The sequence below is a fragment of the Micromonospora sp. 067-2 genome, assembly GCF_046549295.1.
GTDB lineage: Bacteria > Actinomycetota > Actinomycetes > Mycobacteriales > Micromonosporaceae > Micromonospora.
This window is the reverse complement of record NZ_JAJPWB010000005.1, coordinates 387,529-403,903: the sequence shown is the minus strand read 5'-3', so window position 1 is coordinate 403,903 and position 16,375 is coordinate 387,529. Positions and strand designations below refer to the sequence as shown.

11 protein-coding genes are annotated in these 16,375 nt (G+C 73.6%); 8 read left to right on the top strand and 3 right to left on the bottom strand.

The window, feature by feature from the left end; all coding sequences use genetic code 11:
* Positions 1 to 6: 6 nt before the first annotated feature.
* Both ACLJN9_RS14625 and ACLJN9_RS14620 read left to right on the top strand, forming a co-directional pair.
* Entirely contained in the window at positions 7 to 651 is a 645-nt protein-coding gene (locus ACLJN9_RS14625) for an SIMPL domain-containing protein (RefSeq protein ID WP_410811843.1), read from the top strand.
* Positions 651 to 1,298: a nucleoside/nucleotide kinase family protein gene (locus tag ACLJN9_RS14620; RefSeq protein WP_410811842.1), complete on the top strand. Its 648-nt coding sequence runs from the start codon at positions 651 to 653 to the stop codon at positions 1,296 to 1,298. The genes ACLJN9_RS14625 and ACLJN9_RS14620 overlap by 1 nt, the downstream gene beginning before the upstream one ends.
* A gap of 15 nt (positions 1,299 to 1,313) precedes the next feature.
* Here ACLJN9_RS14620 and ACLJN9_RS14615 read toward each other — a convergent pair whose 3' ends face one another.
* Positions 1,314 to 1,871 (bottom strand): sugar O-acetyltransferase, encoded by a 558-nt coding sequence (locus ACLJN9_RS14615; RefSeq protein ID WP_410811841.1) that lies wholly within the window; start codon positions 1,869 to 1,871, stop codon positions 1,314 to 1,316.
* 138 nt (positions 1,872 to 2,009) lie between these two features.
* Here ACLJN9_RS14615 and ACLJN9_RS14610 point away from each other — a divergent pair, with 138 nt between their 5' ends.
* A complete protein-coding gene (locus tag ACLJN9_RS14610) occupies positions 2,010 to 5,366 on the top strand; it encodes a S8 family serine peptidase (protein ID WP_410811840.1) in 3,357 nt (1,118 codons plus the stop codon).
* 51 nt (positions 5,367 to 5,417) lie between these two features.
* Here ACLJN9_RS14610 and dapD read toward each other — a convergent pair whose 3' ends face one another.
* Positions 5,418 to 6,377: a 2,3,4,5-tetrahydropyridine-2,6-dicarboxylate N-succinyltransferase gene (gene dapD / locus ACLJN9_RS14605; protein ID WP_410811839.1), complete on the bottom strand. Its 960-nt coding sequence runs from the start codon at positions 6,375 to 6,377 to the stop codon at positions 5,418 to 5,420.
* Positions 6,378 to 6,455: 78 nt separating this feature from the next.
* Between dapD and dapE the strand changes: the two genes are divergently transcribed.
* Entirely contained in the window at positions 6,456 to 7,529 is a 1,074-nt protein-coding gene (dapE, locus tag ACLJN9_RS14600; protein WP_410811838.1) for a succinyl-diaminopimelate desuccinylase, read from the top strand.
* A 32-nt stretch (positions 7,530 to 7,561) separates the two neighbouring features.
* Here dapE and ACLJN9_RS14595 read toward each other — a convergent pair whose 3' ends face one another.
* Positions 7,562 to 7,726 carry a hypothetical protein gene (locus tag ACLJN9_RS14595; protein ID WP_410811837.1) on the bottom strand — a complete coding sequence of 55 codons (165 nt, stop codon included), beginning with the start codon at positions 7,724 to 7,726 and terminating at the stop codon, positions 7,562 to 7,564.
* A gap of 153 nt (positions 7,727 to 7,879) precedes the next feature.
* On the opposite strand from ACLJN9_RS14595, the gene ACLJN9_RS14590 reads away from it, so the two are divergent.
* The 4 genes from ACLJN9_RS14590 (at position 7,880) to ACLJN9_RS14575 (ending at position 16,355) form a co-directional block, all read left to right on the top strand.
* Entirely contained in the window at positions 7,880 to 8,743 is an 864-nt protein-coding gene (locus tag ACLJN9_RS14590; RefSeq protein ID WP_410811836.1) for a TIGR00730 family Rossman fold protein, read from the top strand.
* Complete coding sequence (locus ACLJN9_RS14585) at positions 8,743 to 9,288, top strand: TIGR00730 family Rossman fold protein (protein WP_410811835.1); 546 nt, start codon at positions 8,743 to 8,745, stop codon at positions 9,286 to 9,288. Before ACLJN9_RS14590 ends, ACLJN9_RS14585 begins: the two co-directional genes overlap by 1 nt.
* Positions 9,289 to 9,468: 180 nt before the next feature.
* Complete coding sequence (locus ACLJN9_RS14580; RefSeq protein WP_410811834.1) at positions 9,469 to 12,990, top strand: ATP-dependent helicase; 3,522 nt, start codon at positions 9,469 to 9,471, stop codon at positions 12,988 to 12,990.
* Positions 12,987 to 16,355 (top strand): ATP-dependent helicase, encoded by a 3,369-nt coding sequence (locus ACLJN9_RS14575; RefSeq protein ID WP_410811833.1) that lies wholly within the window; start codon positions 12,987 to 12,989, stop codon positions 16,353 to 16,355. The genes ACLJN9_RS14580 and ACLJN9_RS14575 overlap by 4 nt, the downstream gene beginning before the upstream one ends.
* The last annotated feature ends 20 nt before the right edge of the window (positions 16,356 to 16,375 follow it).

The window sequence follows — 16,375 nt, the reverse complement described above, 5'->3', positions numbered from 1 at the left end:
GGGGACATGGCGGTCGATGGTCCGGTGGTGCAGGTGCGGGGCGAGGCGTACCGGGAGGTGCCGCCCGAGCTGGCGCGGTTCGCGGTCACGGCGACGGCCCGGGACCGGGATCGGGAGGCCACGCTGACCCGGCTCGCCGAGCGGGCGGCCGCGATCCGGGTGCTGTTGGACGGCGCCGGCCCGGTGGTGGCCCGGCGGGAGACCGGCGACCTGCGGGTCCGGCCGGAGACGCGGCGCTCGGGCGAGCGGGTGGTGGCCTGGCACGGAAGCGTCACCACCACGGTCACCGTCACCGACTTCACCGCCCTGGGCGAGTTGATGCTCCGGCTGGCCGACCAGGATCAGGTCGAGGTGGCGGGTCCCTGGTGGGAGCTGCTCCCGGGCAGCCCTGCGCATCGGGAGGCGCGACACGCGGCGATCAATGACGCGCTGCTGCGCGCCCGGGAGTATGCGGAAGCGCTCGGTGCCCAGGTCACCTCGCTGATCGAGCTTGCCGACGCGGGTCCGGCCGACCGACCGATGTTCGCCCGCGCGGCGTACGACGGGGGCGCGGGCGGCGGAGCACCGGAGCTGGAGTTGGACCCGCAACCGCAGACCGTTCAGGCGGCCGTGCAGGCGAGGTTCACGATCAGCGATCCGGTCCTGAGCTGATGCCGCCGCCCCGGGTGCTGCCGGTCGACGAGCTGGTGGCCCGCGCGCGGGCTCTGGGCGAGGCCGGGCCGCGACGACTGCTCGGCATCGCGGGCGCTCCCGGTGCCGGGAAGTCCACGCTCGCCGAGCAGATCGTGGCGGAGGTCGGCCCGACCGCTCGTCTGGTGCCGATGGACGGCTTCCATCTGGCGCAGTCGCAGCTGCTCCGGTTGGGTCGCGCCGAGCGCAAGGGAGCGGCGGACACCTTCGACGCCAACGGGTACGTCTCGCTGCTGCGTCGACTGCGTCGGCTGGAGCCGACCTCGGTCTACGCGCCGGAGTTCCGCCGGGATGTGGAGGAGCCGGTGGCCGGGGCGATCGAGGTGCCACCGTCGGTCCGCCTGGTGGTGACCGAGGGCAACTACCTGCTGCTGCCGGACGATCCGTGGCAGGAGGTCCGGCAGTTGGTGCACGAGATCTGGTTCCTCGACCTGGACGCCGAGGTGCGACAGCGCCGGCTCACCGCCCGGCACGAGGCGTTCGGGCGGTCGCCGGAGGAGGCGCGGGCCTGGGCATCGGGCAGCGACGAGGCCAATGCCGCCCTGGTCAGCGGCACCGCTGAAAGGGCCGACCTGGTCGTCCGACTTCCCGAGCCGCCGCCGGCCTGACCGGAGCCGTACGGCTCAGTCCAGCTGACGGACCGGCCGGGCCGGGTTGCCGACCGCCACCACGTTGGCGGGCAGGTCCCGGGTCACCACCGCGCCGGCGCCGACGACGGTGTTCGCGCCGATCGTGACTCCGGCCAGCACGATCGCGCCCCCGCCGAGCCAGACGTTGTCGCCGATGGTGATCGGCTTCGCGGCCTCCCACTTGTCCCGGCGTGGCCCCGGCTCGACCGGGTGCGTCGGGGTGAGCAGCTGCACGTTCGGTCCGACCTGGACGTCCGCGCCGAGGGTGATCCGGGCGACGTCGAGGAAAACGGCGTTGTAGTTGACGAAGCTGCGTGGCCCGATCCGGATCTGCCAGCCGTAGTCGCAGTAGAACGGCGGGCGGATCCAGGTGCCCTCGCCGAGTTCGCCGAGGAGGTCGGTCAGTGCGGTGAGCCGCGCCCGGGAGTCGTCGGCGGGACTGGTGTTGAAGCGTTCCATCAGTCGGGCGGAATGGTCCCGGTCGGCGATGGTCTCGGGATCGTCGGCCAGGTAGGGCTCGCCGGCCAGCATCCGGTCCTTCATGGAGGTCATCGCCCGATCATGCCGGCCCCCGCTCGGGGCGGTTGTTCAGATCGTCATATTCGGGACTTCCATCTGCATACCGGGTATGCAATCCTGAGCTCTGTCAATGTGTCTCTCTGGTAACGACGCTCCACCGAGGAGGATCCGTTGCACCAGGTAAGAAGATTGGCCGCCCTCGGCCTCGTGTCCGTCCTGGCGCTCACCACGCCGGCCCCAGCCTCCGCCTCCGCCGCGGTGCCCGGCACCCCCGGCAGGGCGGCCCTGCCGAATCGCCCAGCCGCCCCCACCGAGCGATCCACCACGGTCACCCTGATCACCGGTGACCGGGTGACGGTCACCGCGTCCGGTGCCGCTGCCGTTCGACCGGGCAGCGGCCGGGAGGACGTCCGGTTCCTCGTTCAACGCCAGCGCGGCCACCTCTCGGTGACGCCGATCGACGCGTTGCCGCTGCTCCGCTCCGGCCGGGTGGACCGGCGGCTCTTCGACGTCACCGAGTTGGTCGAGGCGGGCTACGACGACGCCCACCGCGACACCCTGCCGCTGCTCGTCTCGTACGGCTCGGCGGGCACCGCCCGGCGTACGTCGGCCGCGCTGCCCGGCGCCCGGGTGACCCGCGACCTGCCGGCGATCCGTGGCGCGGCCCTGAGCACCGGCAAGTCCTCCCTCGGCGCGGTCTGGGCGACGGTCGGCACCGGCCCCACGGCCTCCCGGCTCGGCGCGGCGGGGGGCGTCGAGCGGATCTGGCTGGACGGTCGCCGCCGGGTGACCCTTGACCACAGCGTGCCGCAGATCGGCGCGCCCGCCGCGTGGGCAGCCGGGTTCACCGGCAAGGGTGTGTCCGTCGCGGTGCTCGACACCGGGGTGGACGCGACCCATCCGGACCTGGCCGGCAAGGTGGCCGAGGCGCGCAACTTCACCGAGGTCCCCGACGCTCGGGACACGATCGGTCACGGCACCCACGTTGCCTCGACCATCGCCGGCACCGGCGCGGCCTCCGGCGGGAAGTACAAGGGTGTGGCACCGGACGCGACGGTGCTGGACGGCAAGGTCTGCGAGGACTTCGGGTGCACCGACTCGGCGATCCTCGCCGGCATGCAGTGGGCCGCGGTCGAGAAGAAGGCCTCCGTGGTCAACATGAGCCTCAGCGGCTGGGACACCCCCGAGGTCGACCCGCTGGAGGAGGCGGTGCAGACACTGACCGCCCAGACCGGCACGCTCTTCGTCACCGCCGCCGGCAACGACGGCTCGGACGGCTCGGTAGGCTCCCCGGCCAGCGCGGACGCCGCGCTCGCGGTGGGCGCGGTGGACCGCGACGACCAGCTGGCGGACTTCTCCAGCCGGGGCCCCCGCGTCGGGGACGACGCGCTGAAGCCGGACATCACCGCGCCCGGCGTCGACATCGTCGCCGCGCGGTCCGCCAACGGCGTCATCGGCGACCCGGTGGGGGAGCGCTACGTCACGCTCTCCGGCACCTCGATGGCCACCCCGCACGTGGCGGGGTCGGCGGCGCTGCTGGCTCAGCAGCACCCGGGTTGGCGGGCCGACCGGCTCAAGGCCACGCTCATGGCCGCCGCCAAGCCGCACCCGACGCAGACCGCCTACCAGCAGGGCGCCGGGCGGGTCGACGTCGCGCACGCGATCACCCAACTGGTCACCACCGACCCGGTGAGTGTCTCGTTCGGGCGCACCCTGTGGCCGCACGGTGACGACGCCCCGATCACCCGCACGGTGACGTGGCGCAACGACGGTCCCGGCCCGGTCACCCTGAACCTGAGCGTCGAGGGCGCCGGCCCGGACGGACGGGCGGTGCCGGCCGGTCTGTTCACGCTCGGCGCGGGCCAGCTCACCGTGCCGGCGGGCGGAACGGCTTCGACCACCGTCACCGCGGACACCCGGCTCGGGGACGCCGACGGCTACTGGACCGGGCGCGTCGTCGCCCGCTCCGGGACGACGGTCGCGGTCACCCCGCTGGCCGTGCACCGGGAGGTGGAGAGCTACACGCTGACGGTGGAGCACCTGAACCGCGCCGGTGCGCGCACCGCGCAGCAATCCACCAGCCTGGTGGGCCTGGACAGCTTCTCCTGGCGGGACCTCTCCGGCGCCGACGGCGTGGCCACGGTGCGGGTGCCCAAGGGGCACTACGGCCTGAGCAGCCTGATCTTCGAGACCGGACCGGACGGTGGGCCGACCGGGCTGTCCGCGCTGGTGCAACCCGAACTGACCGTCGACCGGGACACCCGGATCACCGTGGACGCCCGCCGGGCGAAGCCGGTCCGCACGACCGTTCCGGAGCGCGGCGCCTACTCGGCGCTGATCGACGTCAGCGGAAACTTCACCGCCGACGACGGCAGCAGCTACACCATCGGGCTCTGGACGGACACCTTCGATGGCCTGACCAGCGCCCAGCTCGGCCGGCCGGCCTCCGCGGACCGGTTCGTCGCCACCATCAGCAGCCAGTGGATCAAACCCGAAACGGCCAACAGCCCCTACCTGTACGCGTTGGCCGAAGCGATCCCGGGCCGTATGCCCACCGGCTTCGTGCGGAACTACACCCGGCGGGACCTGGCCACCGTCGTACACCGGTTCGGGGGCGGCTACCAGGGGCTGGACGCCGAGCGGATCGTGTTGTCCGCGCTGGAGTACAACGTCGGCGGATCCGCGCTGATCCTGCCCACCGACGTGCCCGGCCAGCGGGTCGAGCACTACAACACCAGAGGTGTGAAGTGGGAGTCCGAGATCGACTTCGGGACGCGGGACGAGGACGGTTGGCTGAACGCGAAGGCCGCGCTCTTCTCGACACCCACGGCCTATCGCGCCGGACGGACCGTCCGGGAGGACTGGAACCACGCGCCGTACTCACCGTCGTTCCCGACCCCACGTTGGCCGGAGCAGAGCGTCACCCGGGTCGGTGACACGATCCTGGTCGGGCTGCCGATCTTCAGCGACGCGGCCGGGCACCCGGGCGGGTCGCTCACCGACACCGAGCGCACCACGCTGTGGCGCAACGGGAAGCTGGTCGGCGAGAGCGAGTACGCCGGCTACGGCGAGTTCACCGTGCCGCCGGGCGCGGCGAACTACCGGCTCAGCACGTCGGCGAAGCGCAGCTTCACCGACCTGAGCACGGAGGTGGAGTCCAGCTGGACCTTCCGGTCGCGGCACGTCAATGGCGACGCCCCGGCCCGGCTGCCCCTGAGGGCGGTACGCTTCGCGCCGCCGCTGGCGGTCGACAACAGCGCTCCGGCCGGGCGGAGCTTCGTCATTCCGGTGCGGGTGGAGTCGCAGCCCGGTGCGCCGGCCGCCCGGGTGGAGAAGCTGACCGTCGACGTCTCCTACGACGGCGGCAAGACCTGGCAGGCCGCCCAGGTCCGCAACGGTCGGCACGGCTGGACGGCCACCGTCCGGCATCCCGCCGGCGCCGGGTACGCGTCCCTGCGGGCCACCGCCCGGGACGCCGCCGGCAACACGGTGAGCGAAAAGATCATCCAGGCGTACCGGCTGCGCTGAGGCGTACCCCGTCCGGGTCCGCGGCCGAGCGCCGCGGACCCGGCGGGGCCGTCAGTCGTTGGCGTGCAGGGCGGCGTTGAGCTCGATGCCCCGGCCGGTGCGCGCCCGGGCCTCCAACGCGCCGGTCACCGAGTTGCGCCAGAACAGCAGGCCGTCGACGCCGGACAGCTCCCGGGCCTTGACCACCCGGCCGTCCGGCAGGGTGATCTTCGAGGCCGCCGTGATGTAGCAGCCGGCCTCGACCACGCAGTCGTCGCCCAGCGAGACGCCGACACCGGCGTTCGCGCCGACCAGACTCCGCTCACCGATGCGCACCCTGTCGGTGCCGCCGCCGGACAGGGTGCCCATGATCGAGGCGCCGCCGCCGATGTCGGACCCGTCGCCGACCACGACGCCCTGCACGATCCGCCCCTCGACCATCGAGGTGCCGAGCGTGCCGGCGTTGAAGTTGACGAAGCCCTCGTGCATCACGGTGGTGCCGGCGGCCAGGTGCGCGCCGAGGCGGACCCGGTCGGCGTCGGCGATCCGCACACCGGCGGGCACCACGTAGTCGGTCATCCGCGGGAACTTGTCCACCCCGTACACCGCCAGGTGGCGGCCGGCGGCCCGCTCGATCACCCGCAGCTCGTCCACCCGCTCCGGCGGGCACGGCCCGGCGGACGTCCAGGCCACGTTGGCCAGCTTGCCGAAGATGCCGTCCAGGTTGAGCTGGTTGGGCCGCACCAGGCGGTGGGACAGCAGATGCAACCGGAGGTACGCGTCGGGAGCGTCCTTGATCTCCTCGTCCAGGGAGCCGATCACGGTGACCACCTGCACCGTACGCAGACCGGGTAGCGATCGCTCCCCGAGCGCGGTCGGCGGCAGGTCGAGCACGTCCGCCTTGTCCTCACCGGCGACCAGCGGCAGCTCGCCCAGGCCCAGCTTGCCGGTCGGGTACCAGGTGTCGAGTACCTGCTCGTCTGCCGTGACGGTGGCCAGGCCGATGCCCCAGGCGGAATCTGCGGACGTCACGTCGTTCCCTTTCGGTCGCGGCCGAGCTGGCCCCTGCGCACTCCTCGCGCTGACAGACCTGAAGGTACCGTGCGAAGCATGGAGAACCCGCTGACCCCCGAGGTCCTCGCCGATCCGGTGGCGCTGACCCGCGCCTTGGTAGACATAGAGTCCGTGTCCCTCAACGAGAAGGCGATCGCCGACTGCGTCGAGGAGGTGCTGCGGGGCGTACCGCACCTGACGACCCACCGGCACGGCAACACCGTCATGGCGCGCACCGACCTGGGTCGGTCGCAGCGCGTGGTGCTGGCCGGGCACCTGGACACCGTGCCGTTGAACGACAACTTCCCGTCGACCATGCGCGGCGACCTGATGTACGGCTGCGGCACCTCCGACATGAAGTCCGGCGTCGCGTACGCCCTGCACCTCGCGGTGACCCTGCCCGAGCCGCGCTACGACGTGACGTACTTCTTCTACGAGGCCGAGGAGATCGAGTCGCGGTACAACGGGCTGACGCTGGTCGGTCAGGCGTACCCGGAGTGGCTGGAGGCGGACTTCGCGGTGCTGCTGGAGCCGACGTACGGCATCGTCGAGGCGGGCTGCCAGGGCACCATGCGGGCCATCGTGACGACCACGGGTGAGCGGGCCCACGCCGCGCGCTCCTGGCACGGGGTGAACGCCATCCACGCCGCCGGTGAGGTGCTGCGCAGGCTCCAGGCGTACGAGGGGCGTCGGGTCACCATCGAGGGGTGCGACTACCGCGAGGGTCTGAACGCGGTCCGGATCCACGGCGGGGTCGCCGGGAACGTGATCCCCGATCACTGCGAGATCGAGGTCAACTACCGGTACGCACCGGATCGCGACCCGGCGGCGGCGGAGGCGCACCTGCGGGAGGTCTTCGCGGGCTTCGAGGTGGCCGTGACCGACGCGGCGGCGGGCGCGGCCCCCGGGTTGGAGGCGGCCCCGGCGAAGGAGTTCGTGGCGGCGGTCGGCGCGGCGCCGATCGGCAAGCTGGGTTGGACGGACGTGGCCCGGTTCGCGGCCCTGGGCATCCCGGCGCTCAACTTCGGCCCGGGAGACCCGAACCTGGCCCACCACAGGGACGAGCACGTCGAGATCACCAAGATCCGTGACGGCGCCGCAACCCTGCACCGCTGGCTGGCCCCGGCCTGACCCCGCCCCCGCCGGTGATCAAGAGGTTTGCGTCAGCCGGGCCCGTTGTCGGCGACGCAAACCTCTTGATCAGCTCCGGAGGGGATGGGGACGGTGGTCGGGTCCAGTTGACGGGTGCGGCGGCGCTCGGCCACCACGTCTCGGATCCGTCGCTGCATCTGGCGACGGATCCGGATCATCTCGCTGTTGCTGATCACGCTGTTCCTCCCCCGAAGGCGCGCGCCGGGGCATACCCGGTATGTGAATAGTAAGACGTACGGCGGAGCCGAATAGTTGCCCAAGATCCCGAACTATTTCCTGGCGTCCGCACCCCGCCCACCCGGCCGGTACGGCTCCACTACGGTTGCTCCATGAGCCAGAGCAACGGGCGGGAGGCCAGCCGCGGTCCCAGACAGGAGCGGCATCGGGGCGCGGTCACGCTGCGCCGGGGGGCGATCCCGAGCAGCACCGCCGACCAGCGACTGCTCGACTCGCGCGGGCGGGACGACTGGAAGACCAGAGACGCCTGGCGAGCACTGCGCATCCTCTCCGAGTTCGTCGAGGGGTTCGACACCCTCGCCGATCTGCCTCCGGCGGTCAGCGTCTTCGGCTCCGCCCGCAGCGGCCCGGACACCCCCGAGTGCCGACTGGCCGAGCAGTTGGGCGGTGCGCTCGCCCGAGCCGGCTATGCGGTGATCACCGGAGGCGGGCCGGGCGTGATGGAGGCCGCCAACCGGGGCGCCAGCGAGGCCGGCGGGCGCTCCGTCGGGCTCGGCATCGAGCTCCCGTTCGAGCAGGGCGTCAACGAATGGGCCGACCTGGCCATCGACTTCCGCTACTTCTTCGCCCGCAAGACCATGTTCGTCAAGTACGCGCAGGCGTTCGTCGTGCTGCCCGGTGGGTTCGGCACCATGGACGAGCTCTTCGAGGCCCTGACCCTGGTGCAGACCGGCAAGGTCACCCGGTTTCCGGTGGTGCTGATGGGAACCGCCTACTGGCAGGGGCTGCTCGACTGGCTGCGCGACACGATGGCCGCGAGCGGCAAGATCGGCCCGACCGACCTGGAGCTGATCTGCCTCACCGACGACGTCGGCGCGGCGGTCCGGCACATCGTCGAGGCCGAGGCGGCGCTCTCCGCCGAGCAGGAGGCAGTCCGCGACGAGGCCGTCACCCGTACCGCTGCCGACCAGCAGGCCGCCGCCGAGCAGGCCGCCGAAAAGCCCCGGGAGGGCTGATGGCGGCGATCTGCGTCTTCTGCGCCTCCTCGCGTACCCTCGACCAGCGGTGGCTGGACCTCGCCACCGAGACCGGCGCGGAGCTGGCCCGGCGCGGGCACACGCTGGTCAGCGGCGGCGGCTGCGTCGGCATGATGGGCGCGTTGGCGGACGGCGCCCGGTCCGCCGGCGGGCGGACCCTGGGCGTGATCCCGCAGGCGCTGGTCGACCTGGAAGTCGCCGACCTGCGCTCGGACGAGTTGCTGGTGACCGATTCGATGGCCAGCCGCAAGACCTTGATGATCGACAAGTCGGACGCGTTCCTCACCCTGCCCGGTGGGCTGGGCACCCTGGACGAGGTGTTCGAGGTCTGGACCACCGCCACCCTCGCGCTGCACACCAAGCCGATGGTGCTGATCGACAGCGACGGCTTCTACCGGCCTCTGCTGGACTGGCTCGGCACCCTCGCCGACCAGCACTTTCTCAAACCCTCAGGCCTCGGCCTCCTCACCGTGGCCGACAACGTCCCCGCCGCCCTGGAGGCCATCGAGTCCCGCCTGGCCTGACCCGGGCCGGTCCGGGCCGATCCGGGTTGATCCGGGCCGACCTGGGTTGATCATGAGGTTGACGGCACCGCTGTCGGCGTGTCGCGCCGCCAACCTCATGATCGACCGATCTGGATGGGGTGGGGTGGAGAGGTTGGGTGGGGTGGGGTTGGTGTCGTATGGGCGTGATGGGATGAGCTGATGCAGGCGTACCGGTTGGTGCGGCGGCCCGGAGGGCCGGCGCGGGGGGACGGGAGCGTTGCTGACGGCAGCACCGTGGGTGCCGGTGACACCGTCCGCACTGACGACAGCACCCCGCCGGTCGGTGCCGAGCGGCGGGTCGATCCGGTGCAGGCAGAGGTGGTCGGGCACACCGACGGGCCGATGCTGGTGCTCGGTGGGCCGGGCACCGGCAAGACCAGCACCCTGGTCGAGGCGGTCGCCGCCCGGGTGGCCGAGGGGGTCGACCCCGAACGGATCCTGGTGCTGACCTTCGGTCGCCGAGGAGCCACCGACCTGCGTCGGCGGATCGAGGCCCGGGTGGCGCAGGACGGCCACCGGGTGCTGCGGGAGCCGCTGGTGCGCACCTTTCCGGCGTACGCCTTCGGGCTGCTCCGCCGGGCCGCGGCCGAGCGTGGCGAGCCGTCGCCCCGCCTGCTCACCGGTCCCGAGCAGGATCTGATCATCCGCGAGTTGTTGGACGTGGTGGGCGAGGAGCCCGAGGACGACCCGGTCGGCTGGCCGACCGACCTGCGCCCCGCCCTACGGACCCGAGCCTTCGCCGGCCAGCTTCGCGACCTGCTCATGCGCGCCGCCGAACGCGGTGTCGGGCCCGTCGACCTGGCGCGGCTGGGCGAGAAGCTCGGCCGCGCCGACTGGCCGGCGGCCGCCCGGTTCCTGCGGCAGTACGTCGCGGTGCTCGCGCTGCGTGACGTCAGCAACCGCGGCTCGATCGCGTACGACCCGGCCGAGCTGGTGCGGGCGGCCACCGGCCTGCTGCGCGACGACGAGGAGCTACTGGCCGCCGAACGCCGCCGGCTCGCCCAGGTGTACGTCGACGAGCTGGCCGACACCGATCCCGCCCAGCTCGACCTGCTGTCGGTGATCGCCGGCGGGGGCAAGCCGTTGGTCGCCTTCGCCGACCCGGATTCGTCCACGTACGCCTTCCGGGGCGCCGACCCGGCCGGCGTGAGCACCTTCCCGCACCGTTTCCGGACCGCCTCCGGGGCGCCGGCCGCGCAGGTGCTGCTGACCACCTCGTACCGGGCCGGCCCGGGCCTGCTCGCGGCGATCGCCCGGCTGGGCCGCCGGTTGCGGGGGCCGGCTGCGCACCGCCGCCTGCATCCGCTGCCGGACGCGCCGGCCGGCGTGGTCGAGGTGCACACGTTCCGTTCGGCGACCAGCGAGGCCGCCTGGCTGGCCCACGCGCTGCGCTCCGCTCACCTGCTCGACGGCATGCCCTGGTCACGGATGGCGGTGCTGGTGCGGTCGACCGCGTTGCAGCTGCCCACCCTGCAGCGGGCGCTACACGCGGCCGGCGTACCCACCGTGGTGCACGGCGAGGATCTGCCGCTGCATCTGCAACCGGCGGTGGCACCCCTGCTGCTCCTGCTGCGGTGTGCGCTGGAGCCAGACAGTCTGGACGAGGAGGCGGCGGTCGCGCTGCTGCACTCACCGCTGGGTGGCGCCGACCCGCTGGCCGAGCGGCGGCTGCGGCAGGGCCTGCGCGCGCTGGCGCTGGCCGTCGCGGACCGGCGCCCGTCCGGGGAGCTGATCGTCGAGGCGTTGCGTGACCCGGCCGAGCTGGCCGGCATCGACCGTCGGTGGGCGGAGCCGGCGCAGGCGGTCGCCGGGCTGCTGGCGACGGCGAGGGACACCGCCGCGCGCCCAGGGGCGACCGTCGAGGACGTGCTCTGGGCGGTCTGGCACGCCAGCGGGCTGGCCGAACGCTGGGCCGGCGCCGTCGGCGAGGGGCGGCCGGCAGCCGGCGAGGGGGACCTGGCCCGACGGCGCAGGGCCGAGGCAGCCGACCGTGACCTGGACGCGGTGCTGGTGCTCTTCGACGCGGCGGCCCGGTTCACCGACCGGCTCCCCGGCGCCCGCACCGAAGTGTTCCTCGACCACGTGCTCGGCCAGGACCTGCCGGCGGACACCATCGCCCCGACCGCTGACCGGGGCGCCGCCGTCCGGCTGCTCACCGCGCACGCCGCGAAGGGCCTGGAATGGGACCTGGTGGCGGTGGCCGGCGTGCAAGAGGGCATCTGGCCGGATCTGCGACTGCGCGGCAGCCTGCTCGGCTCGGAGCGCCTCGTCGACGTGCTGGCCGGCCGGTCTGTCGGCGGGGCGACCGCGGCGAACGTGATGGGTCAGACCTCGGCGCTGCTCGACGAGGAACGCCGCCTCTTCCACGTGGCCGTCAGCCGCGCCCGCCACCGGCTGCTGGTCAGCGCCGTGGCATCGGCCGCGGTCGGCGGTGACGACCACGAGGAGCAGCCGAGCCGCTTCCTCCACGAACTGGGCCCCGTCGCGCCGCCCACGCCGCCGAACGGCGCCGGCCCGGTCGACCCGCCCGCACCGCCCGGTCCGCGCGGCGGCCCGGAGACCGGCGGTACGCCGACCGCCGACGCGGCAGGGAAGGGCGGGTCGCACGGCGGGGAGGCCGTTGTCGACGCGGCGGGGGATGGTGAACCGGATCGGCCCGGTGCGCTGCCGGTCACCCGCCCGCCCCGCGCGCTCACCCTTCCGGCGCTGGTCGCCGAGCTGCGTACCGCGATCACCGACCCGGCCGCTTCGACGGCCCGGCGGCGTGCCGCGGCGACCGAACTGGCGCGGCTCGCCGCCGCCGGCGTGCCCGGTGCGCACCCCGACGACTGGTGGGGGCTGCGCGCGCTCTCCGACGACCGGCCGCTCGTCGAGGACGGCGAGCCGGTACGGGTCACCCCGTCGGCCATGGAGAGCGCGTTGCGGTGCAGTCTGCGCTGGCTGCTGGAACGGCACGGTGGCAGCGGCCCGACCAGCACCGCCCAGGGGGTGGGCAATCTGGTGCACGCCGCCGCGATGCTCGCCGAGGACGCCAGCGCCGACCGGGGCGCCCTGCTCGACTACGTGGCCGCCCGGTTCGACGCGATCGAGCTGGCCGCCCGGTGGATGGCCGGCCCGGAGCGGGAGCGCGCCGAGGCGATGGTCGACAAGCTGCTGCGCTGGTTGGCGACCAACCCGCGCCGGCTGCTCGCCATCGAGCACGAGTTCGCGGTCCGCCTGGACGACCCGCACCGACCCGTCGACCTGACCGGGCGGGTCGACCGGTTGGAGGTCGACGAGGACGGGCGGCTGGTGGTGATCGACCTGAAGACCGGCAAGTCGACCGCCGTCACCGGCACAGATCTGGCCGAGCACCCACAGCTGGGCGCATACCAGGCCGCGGTCGAGGCGGGGGCGTTCGCCGAGTTCGGCGACGAGTCCGGGGGCGCCGCGCTGGTGCAGCTCGGCACCTCCGCGAAGGATGCCCGGGAGCAGAACCAGCCGGCGGTCGGCGAGGGACCGGCGGCCGGCTGGGCGACCGCGCTGGTCCGGCGGACCGCCGATACGATGGCAGCCGCCACGTTCGCCGCGGTGGCCAACTCGAAGTGCCGGGTCTGCCCGGTACGGACCAGCTGCCCGGTCTCCGGGCAGGGGCGCCAGGTCGTCGAGCCGCCGACCGTCCGTCGTCCGGAGAACCCTTGACCCAGCCCACTCTCTTCGGTGCCGGCCCCGCTCCGGCGCCCCGGCTCGCCGACGCCGGCCCCCGGTACACGCCGGTGGAGCTGGCCAAGCTGCTGCGGCTGCCGGCGCCCACCCGGGAGCAGGCCGCGATCATCGCCGCCCCGGTGGAGCCGCTGCTGGTGGTCGCCGGTGCCGGGTCGGGCAAGACCGAGACGATGGCCGCACGGGTGGTGTGGCTGGTGGCCAACTCGTACGTGCGCCCGGAGCAGATCCTCGGGCTGACCTTTACCCGTAAGGCGGCCGGCGAGCTGGCCCACCGGGTACGGACCCGGCTCGACCAGCTGATCCGGCGCCTCGGCCGGCAGGGCCGCGACCCGCTGGACGACCCGCTGGCCGGTGAGCCCACCGTCTCCACCTACCACTCGTACGCCGGGCGGATCGTCACCGAGCACGGGCTGCGGTCCGGCTACGAGCCGTCCACCCGGCTGCTCACCGAGGCGTCCCGTTGGCAGTTGGTCGACCTGCTGGTGCGCAACTACGACGGCGACATGTCCGAGGTGGACCGGATGCCGAGCACCATCACCGACGCGGTGTTGGCGCTCGCCGGGGAGCTGGATGAGCACCTGGTCGCCCCGGACGAGCTCGCCGCCTGGACGGGCCGCTTCTTCGCCGAGGTGCAGTCCCGACCGGGCCGGGTCTACGCGGATGTCCGCAAGGCGCTCGCGCTCCAGCAGACACGGCTGCGCCTGCTGCCGCTGGTGCGGGCGTACGCCCGGCGCAAGGAGGACTTCGAGGCGATGGACTTCGCCGACCAGCTCGCCCGGGCGGCGCGGGTGGCCCGGGACCACCCCGGGGTCGGTGCGATCGAGCGCGACCGCTTCCGGGTGGTGCTGCTCGACGAGTACCAGGACACCAGCCACGCCCAGGTGGTGCTGCTCAACGCGCTGTTCGGTGGCGGGCACCCGGTGACGGCGGTGGGTGACCCGTGTCAGTCGATCTACGGCTGGCGGGGGGCCAGCGCCGGCACCCTGGACCGGTTCCCGACCGAGTTCGCCCGGGCCGGCGGTCAACCGGCCGCGGCGCTCGGTCTCACGACCAGCTGGCGTAACCGGCCGGAGATCCTCCGGGTGGCGAACGCGCTGTCCACCCCGCTGCGCGCGGCCGGCGCCCGGGTCCCGGAGCTGCGCTCCGCGCTCACCGTCCTGGATCCGATCCCGCACCGCAGTCCCGGCGGGGCCGCGGGCGGCACCGTGCACTGCGCGCTGCTGACCACCTACGCCGACGAGGCGGACTGGATCGCCGACAGCGTGCTCGCCGCGTGGCGTGGCGCGGCCCGGATGCCCGGCGCGGCTCCCGAGCACATTCCGGTGGCGCAGCGCCCGAGCACCGCCGTCCTGGTCCGTGTCCGCAGTCAGATCCCGGCGATCGAGTCGGCGCTGCGCGAGCGCGGTCTCCCGGTCGAGGTGGTCGGGCTGGGGGGCCTGCTGGACACCCCCGAGGTACGGGACGTGGTCTGCACGCTGCGGGTGCTGGCCGACCCGACCGACGGTGCCGCCCTGCTGCGGCTGCTGACCGGTGCCCGCTGGCGGACCGGGCCGCGTGACCTGGTGGCTCTGCACCGGCGGGCCCGGGCCATCGCCAGAGCCCGGCGGCAGGTGGCGGCCGACGACACCTCGGAGATCAGTCCCGACCTGCTGGACGAGGCGACCCTGGTGGAGGCGCTGGCCGACCTCGGTCCGGCACAGGCGTACTCGGCGGAGGGTTTCGCACGGCTCCGCGCGTACGGGCGGGAGTTGGCGTTGCTTCGCTACCGACTGGACCAGGCCCTTCCGGATCTGATCGCGGACATCGAGCGGACCATCGGCCTGGATGTGGAGGTCGCGGTGCGGGCCGGCCGGGACGGCGCCGGCGACGCCGGCCTGGCCCGGGGGCACCTGGACGCCCTCGGCGACGTGGCGGCCCGGTTCGGCGGCGAGACCCCCGGCGCGACCCTGGCCGGTTTCCTGTCCTATCTGGCGGCAGCCGAGGACGAGGAGCGCGGCCTCGCCCCCGGTGAGGTCGAGGTGGTGGAGGGTGCGGTGCAGGTGGTCACCGCGCACGCCGCCAAGGGCCTGGAGTGGGATGTGGTGGCGGTGGCGGGGCTGAGCCGTGGGCTGTGGCCCGGGCCGGTCCGCAACTCCGACCACTGGCTGGGCGGCCTGGGCGTGCTGCCGTTCCCGCTGCGCGGCGACCACGACGGGTTGCCGGAGCTGGCGCTCGACGAGACGGCCGACCAGCGGGCCGTGGCCCGGGCGGTGACCGACTTCACGGACGCCTGGCGGGCTCACGACGAGCGGGAGGAGCGCCGGCTGACCTATGTGGCGGTGACCCGGCCGCGTCGGTTGCTGCTCTGCTCGGGGTACTGGTGGGGGGAGGGGACCAAGCGGCCGCGTGGCCCGTCGGTCTTCCTGAGCGAGGTGTACGACGCCTGCCTGGACGGCGGCCCGGGGCACCTGGTCGACGTGTGGGCGCCGGAGCCGACCCCGGATGCGACGAACCCGACCGCCGAGGTGGTGCTCAGCGCGGAGTGGCCGGCCGACCCGCTGGGCGGCCGACGGCCGGCGCTGGCCGAGGCGGCCGCGCTGGTCCGCCGTCTGATGACCGACGGCCCTGTGGAGGTGGTGGTCACCGGCGAGCCGGAGGTGGATCCGGAGGTGGCGCGCTGGCAGCGTGAGGCGGCCCTGCTGCTCGCCGAGCGGGCCGAGTTGACGCGGCTCTCCGGTGCCCTCGAGGTGGCCCTGCCCGGTCAGTTGAGCGTCACCCAGCTGGTCGCGTTGCGTCGGGATCCGGCGGCGCTGGCCCGGACGCTGCGCCGTCCGGTGCCCACCGAACCCAACCCGTACGCCCGCCGGGGCACGGCCTTCCACGCCTGGCTGGAGCAGCGTTTCGGTGCCGACCGGCTGCTCGACCTGGACGAGCTGCCGGGTGCGGCCGACGCGGATGCCGCGCCGGACGAGGCGCTCGTCGAGCTGCAGGAGCGCTTCCTCGCCAGCGAGTGGGCCGACCGGGTTCCGGTGGAGGTGGAGGTGCCGTTCGCCACGGTGATCGCTCAGGTGGTGGTCCGGGGGCGGATGGATGCGGTCTTCTCGAGGCCGGGTGGCCGGTTCGACGTGGTCGACTGGAAGACCGGCGCGCAGCCCTCCGGCCCGGCGGCGGAGGTGGCCGCCGTGCAGTTGGCCGTCTATCGGCTGGCCTGGGCGCAGCTGGCCGGCGTGCCGGTCGATCGGGTCGGCGCGGCGTTCCACTACGTCCGGAACGGGGCGACGGTGCGTCCTGCCGATCTGCTGGACGTGACCGGGCTCACGGCCCTGATCGCCCGATTGCCCGAAGATTCCGACCAATCTTGACCGGGGCGGGAAAATCCGTG